Source organism: Microcoleus sp. LAD1_D3 (assembly GCF_036702135.1).
Lineage (GTDB): Bacteria > Cyanobacteriota > Cyanobacteriia > Cyanobacteriales > Microcoleaceae > Microcoleus.
Map to the genome: position 1 here is coordinate 1 of NZ_JAUBSB010000103.1, position 10,988 is coordinate 10,988.

Here is a 10,988-nt window from a genome sequence, read left to right on the forward strand (position 1 = left end):
TGGCTCTTGACTTGATTAATCCGAAACATCTTAAAAACTGGTTTACTAATTGCTGCTACTGTACCTCATAACATCCGGAAGTGCTGTATTTCAGCCTCCGACTTGTCCGGAAGTAAATCCCACAGAAAGAGTGTGGGAATATCTCAAAGATTTTTTAGCGAAAGTCGGTGTTTAGTAATCTTGACGAGCTCCGCACAAAAGTCCAGGAAATTTTGGCATCTTTCACCGTGAGCGTCATTGGTTTTCTCACCGGATGGTCTTGGATTTTACATTTTTTATCTCTATCACATCTTTAAAAAAATGGTATTATATAGCAATTCACTATAGCCCAATTTGCTTGTCACTAAAGTTAAAATAAACTATAATAAATTAACCTGATAATCCTCGGAAATAAAATCTAAAAACTAACTATTTTAATTCTCCTTAAAATTAACTTTTTTGAGACTAGTTTATGATTTTAAAAAGTATATTTGCAGCCATTCTTATTGTTTGACCGAAAGCATCCAGGATACAGGCCCCCGGATTCATCCGTGGAGAAATAAAAACCTGTATCCGATGAAACTTGCCCCCCGAATTTATCCGTGGGGGTCAATGCTTCATTCTAAAATCTAAAATCTAAAATCTAAAATCGATTGACGGTGGAGGCGCCGGTTTAGGGAAATCTAGATGTGAATTAAACATATTAATTAACCGGCGTTGCACAATTTGAGGATTATTGTGGGGAGTTGGGGTTAGGCGTCCCGCCTGCTGTGAAAATACACGCCTTCGGGCTCATGGTTCCAGCCACAAAAAAATTAAAATCATCCCGCTATTATGCAACCGCCCATTAACCAGCTCATATGATATTTTTCACTCTACAAAAACGAACCGACCAGGCAGCATATAAAATCCCCTCGCGCAGAAGCTGGGGAGGGGAAATGGTGAATAAAATTATTGGTTTCAAATTATCGATAGGTAGGTCTCTTTTTGCCGTGTCAAGAGGTATCGGGCGATCGAGCGACCGATGTTGGCCAGTCGCTAAGATAATTTCCCGGTGGGAAACCGAGAAATTATCAACTAAATCAACCTTTTTTCTGGCGTTGCAGTTGAGTTTTCCAATTAGCCATGTCCTTCTGAGCCTGCTGATAACTCTTAGTACCCGACGGCACCAGCGAAGCAGCTTCAACTGCCTCTTTCAGCTTTCCTTGAGAGCCTCGCAACTGAGCAATTTTGAGAATACTTTCGCTCCACTCTCCAATTAACTGCTGAGCTTCTTCATACTTCGGCTGACCGGGTTCAATTTTATTAGCTTGCTGGATGCCTTTACTGTAAGAAGAGGCAGCCCCCCGCTTAATTTGACCCTTAGCAGCCGATAGCAAAGCAGCATTTACGTCCTGGTCTTTGGATAGCTCCTCCCACTGAGCGATCGCCTGTTTCGACTGATTGTACACAGGCTGATTGACATCCGGCATCAATTTAGCCGCGCCGATCGCCCCCTGGAAATCGCCCCGAGCAGCCCGCCCGTTAGCTATATCCAAAATCGTTAAACTCCAGCGCTCAATATCCTGCTGAGCCTGCGGGTAGAGCGGATCGCTAGCCGGAATCGTTCGAGCCTTAACCACCGCTCTATTAAAACTAGAAGCCGAACCATCCTTGAGGAAAGTTTTCGCCTCAGCCCACACCTGCTGGCTCGATGGTGGCTGCTTGGTTCCCGTCCCTGCTTGCACCGCCCGCGGTTGGTTCTGCGACCCCCCGGCATTAGTAGATTTTTGAGCTCCAGAGTTTTGGGCATTTTGAGCAGGCGATCGAGGATCTCCTTCCTGCTGACCAATAAAAATTGATTTGTTCGTCACAAAAACACCCAACAGCAGCACCAAAGCCGTAGCTGAACTCCACAAAATTAGCTGCTGCAAAAATGACTTATCCGATCCCCCGTTATGCTCATCCTCCGGCTTTTGCAAGTTCGGTCGATCGCCTCCCCGATCGGCAGGGGCCACAGCATTTGGCTGCGACACAGGCGGCATCTCAACCGGCGAATCCTGAGCATTGCGAACTGCCGGAGGCAGATCAATTCGAGCGGTACCCGTAGCCATGTGCGGGCGATTGAACCCATCACCCGTACCAACCGCCATATTGCCGTTGCGTCCTGCCAACGCAGCAGTTGGTACCCCTGAAGCATCCGGCAAAATCACCAAATTAGCCTTTCCTGGAGGATTCACCACCATCAAAGGTTCTTGTTTCGGACGCAAATGGTGGTCACACAGCTCCGGCAGTCGATCGCTCAAAAAACGGTCTAAACCCTTAATGGTCATGCACTGTCCCGAGCGTAGCCCCTCCAAAAGCGCCGTCGTAAAAAACCCCTGACGCAAAGCCGAAGTTTCCCGCGAAACTTGATTCGGGCGGCAAGAAAGCACCGTTGGGATTTCCAGTTCCCGCGCCAGATCGACCGTTTGAGAGCCGATCGTTTCCCCCGCTTTCACAATCTGGCTGCGGTTCATATCAACCAGCACCAACACCGTTTCCGTAGGAGCGTTTTTCAGAGTATTCAACAGCAACTCTACCGGAATCCCCGTACCCTGAATGTCAGCCGGATTACCGTCAACCGGCATCAAATAATCCTTGCCTTCATAGCTGACACCGTAGCCGCTAAAAAAACACCAGAGTAAATCTCCCTGTTGCACATGTTCGGCGCAGAGGCTTTGGGTCAATCTCAGAATATTTTCCCGATTTGGATATGTAGATTGTCCCCACAGCGACGGCGAGCTATCGGTCATCAGCAGACATCCATCCGGCGCAAAACCCGCCTCCTCAGTCAAAAAACCGTACAGGGCCTCTGCATCCTCTTGGGCATAACTCAAAGGCTGGAGTAACTGATATTGATTGATGCCTATTGCAATACAAGCGTGATTTTTCATCCCCATATGCCCTATATATAATAGTGGACAGCTTGCACAAAACGATAACACATACCCGTTTAAGGTTATACCCACTTTCGCCAGCACTCAGATAGCACTTGTCGGAAGGAAGAAGTCCCAACAAGCGCCCCAATTTAGCATCCTAGAATTTTAACTTTTTATATTGCAGTAAAAATTTATACGCGGTGCCTGTCTTTAGAAAAATGACGTTAAATTGGATACACAGGCCAGTCTATTTGCTCTCATTTTCAGCACACTACACCAACAAGGAATAACCCGCCAATGGTCTCTACCGCCAAAAAAGAAATCTCCCCCCACAGCGAATCGCTACTGAAGCAAAAGCATCCTAAAACTCACAGCCATTATAGGTTTCAAGATTTTTTTGCCTTCGATCGCCAGATGGGTACAATTGACGACTGGAATGAGTCGCGCAACATTTTTACCAGCGAAGACTTCATTATCGGTTTGGTGGAGGGACTCGAAGAAGAAGTCGGCCCCGCGTCCTCTGTCATCATGTATACTATTGGTTGTCAGTGGGGACTCCAAGATTCCGAATTTTTTCAAAAATGGTTTAGTGCCGAATACAGCCAGAACATTCGCCAGTCAAATCTCATGTTTCTGCTAGAAACTTGGTGGTGGCCTTTCACGGCTCAAGGTTGGGGTCGCTGGGAAGTGGACATGAGCGATCGCAAACACGGCTGCATCTTCATCAACCTCTTTGACTCAGCAGTTGCTCGTACTTTGGGCGACGTAGGCAAACCTGTTTGTCACCTATACGCCGGTTTGTTCGCCGGTTTCTTCGGCTCTTTAGTCAAAAAGCCTCTGAGCTGCATAGAACTCCAATGTTACTCAATGGGAGAAACCTATTGCAAGTTCCTGCTTGGCAACCCGGATAAAATTGATGCAGCAGCATTCTGGCTCAACGAAGGTGCCAACGCCCGCGATATTCAAAATCGACTGCAACACGGTGAAATATTGCGGTAAACAACCTGGAAAGGCACATCCCCTGCCCTGCCTTTCCTCCCACCCATTTCGCGATCGAAAGTGCGATGGTGGATTTCTCCAGGCAGGAAGAAAGATGAAAAGTCAAACTTCATGGTTGGGCCAATCTGTCCAAGAATTCTTTGGTCACTATAATTGGCTGGGAAAATCTTTAGAAACCCCAAATGGCTCGACTCCGGGTCAACTTCTGAGTTTAACCCAGCCAGTAGCTGACTTTTTTCAAGCTATTTCTTGGGAAGGAATTCCGGAAGTAGGTGCCCTACCCCTACCGCCACCCTTGCCAGTAATTTCTATTTCTGAACAAGCAGAAGTCACCATTGATGACCTATTTGACCTGTTTTAATCTGTGTAGGGAATGGAAAATGGCCCTGAGTTAATATTAGGAATCCCGAAGTGCAACTGGTAACTTTTTATTATTATTGGGAAGTAGGAAAACTACTAATAAATAACAACTACTAATTGCCAACTGCCAACTGACTTCCTTTTATCAATTACCGATAACCACTTAATTAAAATCATGCACCCTGAGATTGAGGCGCTGCTGGATCAGGCAGAAAACCGCTTTTTAAAAGGCGAAGAACTCATAGCTTTTAAGCGTCAAGCTGTAACCCTTGTCCAGCGCTTAAAAATTTACGAATTTTTGCGAGAGAAGGAAGCAAGCATCTTCCAACCAGTAGCCAACAAGCTACAAGAAACGTTCCCCGACGAAAAACAAGAAACCTTAGAACGATCGCTCAAACACTGGGTTTTAGTCTTGCGGTACTGCGCTATGGCTATGCTGCTGAACGATCAAATTTTTCTAGAACAGCGCCTTTTAGACTGGCTTTCCGGCATAGTCGAAGCCCACCAAACTCAAAATATAGAAGCAACTGTTTGCAATCTGCTGCAAACTCGTTTAAAAGAATTGCTTTCAGAGCAAGCCCGGGCTATATTGCAACCATTTTTCGACCAAGCACAGTCAATTATTATTGACCAAGGTAATAAATAATCAGCTTTCTTCCCAATTTCCAATTTCCAATTCCCGATTCCCAATTCCCAATTTCCGATGATTAATATTGCCGACTTACTCAAACAGCCCCGACTCCCTGGAAACTACTTTGCCAGCGATGCCTACGTCCGAGGCGACCTCGAACTCGGCCTCCTCGAAAACCGCCGGGGCGATCGGCTCCTAGCGCTCCCAGAAACACTGATTCAAGCCATTTATATCGGCTTAGAAAAAGAAACAGGTCAAGCCTCCCGCCTCGTACTTTTCAACTGCGGTCGCTGGTGGGGTAAAAACTTCTACGTGCGTTTTTGCGAAGAAGTCAGCGAATACTACGGTCAGCCAGTTTCTGAAATGGAAATGGTAGAATTTCTTCAGTCCTTGCAGCAGTGTTGGAAAACTCATGGATGGGGAACATTTGAGCTTGATCCCAGCTATTCCGAACATGGATTTTTAATAGTAAAAATTGCTAACTCTCTTTTTGCTAAAACAGCCCCCAAGTCTAAGCGACCAGCCTGTTTTTTAGAAGCAGGTATTTTAAGTTCGTTCTTTAGTCAGCTTACGGGTCGAGAACTTCACTGCCTGCAAACATCCTGCGAATCATTGGGTTCGGACTGCAACCGCTTTATTTTAGGGCTGCGCGATCGCCTCCAACCTGCCGATTCTATGGTCGAAGAAGGAAAAGACCATGAAGCTATTCTCAGTCAACTTTTCCCAAAAAACTGACTTGTGTGACAGCTATTAGTTTGTTAATAGCTGTCAAATCGATTGTTGGGCACTCATATTATCCACCGTATCATCAAAACTGTGAGTTAAATTATAAAAAAGCTCCTGAGTTAAAAAATCGGGTTTTAGAAATTTAAATAAAACCTGATTATAACTAGCAGCTAGAAAATTCATAACTTACTCTACAAATTCATAAAATTTAAAAGCAATCAAAACCTCAAACATTTTGCTAGAACTTAATGGACGCCAATGAACTTCTAACTCGATATGCAGCCGGCGAAAGAGATTTTAGACTGGCAAATCTGCGCGGCATTGTGTTGAGTCCGATCGATTTATACCGTTCCAGCGATGCCCCCACTCTACTTTTGGCAAACCTCAACCAACACCAGCAACGACCCTACTTAATCGGTGCTAACCTCAGCGGGGCCGACCTCACCAAAGCCCATCTGAGCCGCGCCAATCTCAGCAAAGCTGACCTCAGCGGAGCCAATCTCACCGGCGCCAACCTCATGGCAGCCAGTCTGAGCGGAGCTAATCTCATCGGAGCCAATCTCACCGGCGCCAACCTAGCCGGCTCTCATCTGAATTGGGCAAACCTGACCGGAGCAATTCTTCCCCATGCTAATCTCATAGGGGCAGATATGAGCGCCGCTAACCTCACCAAAGCCGTTCTCACTGAGGCCAATCTCAGTAAAGCCTATCTGATTAAAGCCAATCTCAACGGGGCAAACTTCAAAGATGCTTACTTAAGTCTAGCGAGTTTGAAAGAGGCAGACTTGACCGAAGCACAGCTCACCGGAGCCGAATTATCCAAAGCCAACCTAGCCGGAGCCAACCTAACCCGTGCTAACCTCAGCAAAGCCAACCTGTTGAAAGCTAATCTCAGGCGAACTAACCTCACTCAAGCCTATTTAAACGGCGCGTGCTTGATCGGATCAGACCTTAGCGAAGCTTGCTTGGATAGAGCCAATTTGTGTAAAGCAGACCTCAGCCAAACCTACCTGAGAAACATTACTTTGAATGGCAGCCACTTAAGCGGTATTAACCTCAGCGGGGCCGACCTCAGCGGTGTAGACTTGAGCCGCAAACTTTTAACTGGAATTAATATGGCAGAGGCATTGTTGAATGAAGCCAACTTGAGCGGTGCTTATCTGATGGAAGCTAACTTGAGCGGGGCAAACCTCAGCAAAGCCAACTTGAGTCTAGCCTACCTGATCAACGCCGACCTGTCTAATTCTTGCCTGCATGAAATTAACTTCAGCAAAGCTAACCTGAGTAAAGCCAACTTGCAGAAAGCTGACTTGACAGGAGCCAACCTCCGGGGAGCGATTCTAACTGAGGCGGATTTGACGGGAGCGAAGTTGATTGGAGCCACTCTTCCTAACGGCACAGTTTATCGGCGTTAACTGGTCAACCCCCTGGATTATTTGCCTAGTAAAGTGCGGTTGATGTCCAGAATCGGAAAAAATAGGTTCCTTTCTTCCACCGTGAGATATTGTTTGAGGACCTTTTTCATCACATCGTAGGTCACGGTCGCACTATTTCTAACTTGAACAGCACCTAAAATAGTTTGCAACCAAAGTAGTAGCCGATCGCGCAATCGTTCCGTATCATTAATCAATAGTGCTGCCGTCGAATGCCTCAACACCCGCACAATATCTCCACGGCACTTTTCAGTGACATCGTTAGCCCCCCGCCGAAATAAATTAGGGTCTAGAGACAGCATTTGTGCTTCCACTTGCCGCATAATTTCCGTTTCAGAGGCTTGAATTTTTTTATAAGCACTCATCCGGTGATTCAAAGACTGAAAGTAGTCTTTCAAAAATTGGAGTTCTTCTGCACTGGCGTAGCGTCCGTCTGCTTCGGTGCTCAAACGCGCAAGTTGGCTCAACATAGATTTTTCTCTACTACTAAAATACAAACATATCAGTTTTAAGCTTCTTTAGTCCGAACTAAATACTGTCCCACTTGAAAGCGGGTTTCATTAAGCTGTGTAACGATAGAACGAGTAATTAACTTTCCCGATTCTACAACTACTTGACCCGTAATTGGGTGTAATAAATCTTGCTGGGCCCGGCGGCCGATCAGAGCTTCGACATTTTCAATAGCATTAATGTACATCCCCGCAGGCAACTGTACAACCACACCCTCGCCCATAATTTGAGCCTGACAAGCAAGTCGCGAATTGGCTTTAGCCGTAGTAATGACTTCCAACGTCCTTCTCTCGCGGCGGTTCATGTCCGACAAGCCTTCCATGCCTTCTTTAATGTAAACATGGCAGGTAGCGCACATTCCCCGCCCCCCGCATTCCTTGAGAACGTCTAAATCTTTGGAAAGTAAGGCAGACAGGATATTTGATCGGGTTTCGACTGCTATTTCCTCCGCAATTGGATCTAGTTTAATAATTTTAACCATATTGATGTTTGCTCCTGTCAAGTTCAGTATTTAGCAAGTTACGATCAACTTATTCAAAGCGCAAAAAAATTTGGCTAACACTCAAAAAGGTTAAGATGCCTTGACGACAGCATCGGCTTCGGGTTCTCTAACCCCTATGACATAACCGCACTTCTGTTGTGGTCATATCGCTGTTCCCTCGCCCCGATTCCCCAGCTTAGCCTTGAAAAGCTAAAACCTTAGATACTTTCTGGATGGCATGGAAAAAACTGTAATAGTCGCCATCGACTAAAATAGCAGCCACAGGTAGTTTCAGATCCGACACTCGAATCCGGCAAGATTGATACTGATTCCGCAAGTCAAGGATGTTAGTAGGTGCGAGTGTGCGATCGCTCTCAAGGAGGCTGAGAATGAACCTGAGATAACATAGCAGTACCTGGCGAGCGATTCAAAAATTTGAATTTTTGTCAGAATTATTTACATATTTTAATACTAGCTCAAGCTTTTTCTATAATTAGACCGATGCAACATTCTAAGTACCGCATTTTAGGGCTAGTCGGACAAGGACAATTTGGTCGAGTCTTTTGTGCCAGCGTTCGAGAAGCTCCCGCCCAGGACTCCCGTCTCACCAGCCAACTGGTTGCTCTCAAAGAACTTAGTCATCAAAAAGCCCCAACTAGCGAATTCTTGCGAGAGCTGTGGTTTCTAATCACCTTGCAGCACCCGAACATTGTTACCTGCCGAGCTCTAGAACACACAGCTACAGGCAGGTACTTGGTTATGGACTACTGCGAGGGAGGAACCCTCCGCAACCTGCTCAAACAAGAGCGCCCCTTGCGTCTACTCGAAGGTTTGCAGCTAGTCATGGAAGTTTTAGCCGGCTTAGACTACGCCCACCGCCGAGGCGTAGTTCACTGCGACATCAAACCCGAAAATATCCTCCTAACATTAGGAGCAAAAGGTTGGTCGCCCCGGCTTTCTGACTTTGGTATCGCGCGTCGGCTGCCAGAAATTGGTACCACTCGCCTCCACCAAGAACTTTCTCCCGACGCTACCGTAGGTTCCCCCGCTTACATGGCCCCTGAGCGGTTTTACGGTCTTTTTTCCCCGATGTCAGATATATATGCAGTAGGAATTCTGCTGTTTGAATTGCTAATGGGCTACCGCCCTTTCGGGGGAACCCCCGGAGACTTGAGGTGGGCGCACCTGAATCAACGCTTGCAATTTCCCGACGCCATCCCCGAACCTTTGCAAGCAATAGTCAAAAAATCTTTAGAAAAGCTGCCAGCCCGCCGTTTTGCCAGTGCTTCCCAAATGGCTCAAGCTCTGCGGCTAATCATGTACGACCCCGCTGTCAGACAATTGGGCGACTGCATTATTCCCTGGGAAAACCCCACAACCAGTGGTGATAAAAGTGTGAAGTCGGAAACTGACTCTTTGCTGGAAGTTGAAGAGGAAAAAGCATCACAGCCGGCGATTAATTTACTTGGGACTGTGCACTATTCGCTTTCGCAGCCCAAGCCACTGATACTTCCAGCACCGTTGACCGCTTTAATTGCCACTGAAACGTATCTATATGCTGCTGTAGGTACAGAGGTCAAGGTTTGGTCTCAGCCGGGAAAACAGCTAGTTACAGGAGAAATGTCTACTTCTATTTCATTAATGGCGGAAATTGTGCGTGGAATTTTACCGAGTTCCCACGGCTGCTGCGTTCTCACTCCGCAAAAACTTTACTGGCTCAATGAGGACTCTTGGGAGCCTCAGTGTTTGCTGGATATGGGTTTGAGGCAAGGTCCCGATGCTTTTAAAGCTGCTATTGACTCTCACGGCAACTGGTTGACAGTAGCGGTTCCCGGCGAACTGCGTTTTTATTCTTTAGCGGGAAACAGCACGGCGGGCGATCGGAAAAAAGCGCTGAAGCCGATCGCTACTGTGCCCTTACCAGAACACTATTTACCAGAATTAATTTTTTTGGATCGGCGACACGTCTTAGCAGTTTGGCCGGACAACGAACCAAAAAATCCCCAAACTATTTTTAGAGTTTACACTCGCCGCGGCACGCCGGTGGGTTCTGTGCGGTTGTCTGCCAGCGTGGGACAGATGCTGTTGACACCTGAGCCTTATACTTTGCTGGGAATTCCCCAAGGTGGTAAAGCGGCGGTGTTGTTGATGAAATTGTGGCCGCTCAAGGTAGCGCGAATTCCCCTTGAAAGTTTGCCTGTGTCTGCTTGTGTGGCTAATTGGGGATGGGTGTTGGCAGATGTTGGGGGGCAGATAGAAGTGTTAAACAGTCAAGGGATTCAAGTAGGGAGTTTTAGCAGCCCCGCCTCACCCCGGGCGATAGCTCCTTGGGGGAATAGAGGTTTGGTGATTGCTGTCAATACTGAGGAAGAGAGTCACTTGCACTTTTTAGATGTAAATGTTGAGGAGACCAACTCACCCTCGATCATCAAAGGCTGATAACTGGCGTAACTAAAGGAGTTTGGGGGTGTAATTCAGGAGAGTGTATTTGCGGGCGATCGATTCCTGGGAGTTTGATCAGGGTTAGAGTACCGTGTCGTGTCAACTTCGGGATTTTGAATCATGAGGAATTGTTAAGGGCGATCGGCTCAATCGGAGACCCAAACGTCCCTCAGTAAAGTCCAAGAAATGCAGAGACCACTTACACACCACTTACATATATGACTCATGCACCAGCCTGCTTCTGTCATTCTAACCCCATGATGCAGCCTCACACCTTAGAGTCTAACTTTGCCTTACCTCTACTCCAAGTAAGCCCCATCATCGGGTTGAACCACTGAGATCTTCTACTCATGCGCGGGAGATAGTCTGCCCCAAAAGTCCTATCTTGCCCCAAAAAAAGACCCTATAGTTAAAAGAGGAGTCAGCCAGGGGATACCGGAGCGGTGAAGGACAGCCGAAACCCTTGGTGTGTATAGGTTCAAAAAAAAGTCAAAAATATTTTCGCAAAACGCTTGACAACTCTAGGG

9 protein-coding genes are annotated in these 10,988 nt (G+C 46.8%); 6 read left to right on the forward strand and 3 right to left on the reverse strand.

Going from position 1 to position 10,988, the window contains the following annotated elements:
- Positions 1-1,061 precede the first annotated feature (1,061 nt).
- Positions 1,062-2,894 carry a peptidase C14 gene (locus tag QUA74_RS28510; protein ID WP_333335885.1) on the reverse strand — a complete coding sequence of 611 codons (1,833 nt, stop codon included), beginning with the start codon at positions 2,892-2,894 and terminating at the stop codon, positions 1,062-1,064.
- A 282-nt stretch (positions 2,895-3,176) separates the two neighbouring features.
- Between QUA74_RS28510 and QUA74_RS28515 the strand changes: the two genes are divergently transcribed.
- The 5 genes from QUA74_RS28515 to QUA74_RS28535 all read left to right on the forward strand — a co-directional run bounded on the left by QUA74_RS28515 (position 3,177) and on the right by QUA74_RS28535 (position 7,010).
- Positions 3,177-3,878, forward strand: a complete 702-nt coding sequence (locus QUA74_RS28515; RefSeq protein ID WP_333128737.1) for a V4R domain-containing protein — start codon at positions 3,177-3,179, stop codon at positions 3,876-3,878.
- 94 nt (positions 3,879-3,972) lie between these two features.
- Positions 3,973-4,239, forward strand: coding sequence for a hypothetical protein (locus QUA74_RS28520; protein ID WP_333335888.1), 267 nt, complete (start codon positions 3,973-3,975; stop codon positions 4,237-4,239).
- Between the two features lie 174 nt (positions 4,240-4,413).
- The gene (locus QUA74_RS28525) at positions 4,414-4,884 is read left to right on the forward strand and encodes a phycobilisome protein (RefSeq protein WP_333335890.1); all 471 of its coding nucleotides are present in this window, start codon (positions 4,414-4,416) and stop codon (positions 4,882-4,884) included.
- 57 nt (positions 4,885-4,941) lie between these two features.
- Positions 4,942-5,604, forward strand: coding sequence for a V4R domain-containing protein (locus QUA74_RS28530; RefSeq protein WP_333335891.1), 663 nt, complete (start codon positions 4,942-4,944; stop codon positions 5,602-5,604).
- A 239-nt stretch (positions 5,605-5,843) separates the two neighbouring features.
- On the forward strand, positions 5,844-7,010 hold the full coding sequence (locus QUA74_RS28535; RefSeq protein ID WP_333335893.1) for a pentapeptide repeat-containing protein: 1,167 nt from the start codon (positions 5,844-5,846) through the stop codon (positions 7,008-7,010).
- Between the two features lie 17 nt (positions 7,011-7,027).
- Here QUA74_RS28535 and QUA74_RS28540 read toward each other — a convergent pair whose 3' ends face one another.
- Positions 7,028-7,498: a phycobilisome protein gene (locus QUA74_RS28540; protein WP_333335896.1), complete on the reverse strand. Its 471-nt coding sequence runs from the start codon at positions 7,496-7,498 to the stop codon at positions 7,028-7,030.
- A gap of 38 nt (positions 7,499-7,536) precedes the next feature.
- Positions 7,537-8,019 (reverse strand): 2Fe-2S iron-sulfur cluster-binding protein, encoded by a 483-nt coding sequence (locus QUA74_RS28545; RefSeq protein WP_006635922.1) that lies wholly within the window; start codon positions 8,017-8,019, stop codon positions 7,537-7,539.
- Positions 8,020-8,520: 501 nt separating this feature from the next.
- On the opposite strand from QUA74_RS28545, the gene QUA74_RS28550 reads away from it, so the two are divergent.
- On the forward strand, positions 8,521-10,458 hold the full coding sequence (locus QUA74_RS28550; protein ID WP_333335898.1) for a serine/threonine-protein kinase: 1,938 nt from the start codon (positions 8,521-8,523) through the stop codon (positions 10,456-10,458).
- The last annotated feature ends 530 nt before the right edge of the window (positions 10,459-10,988 follow it).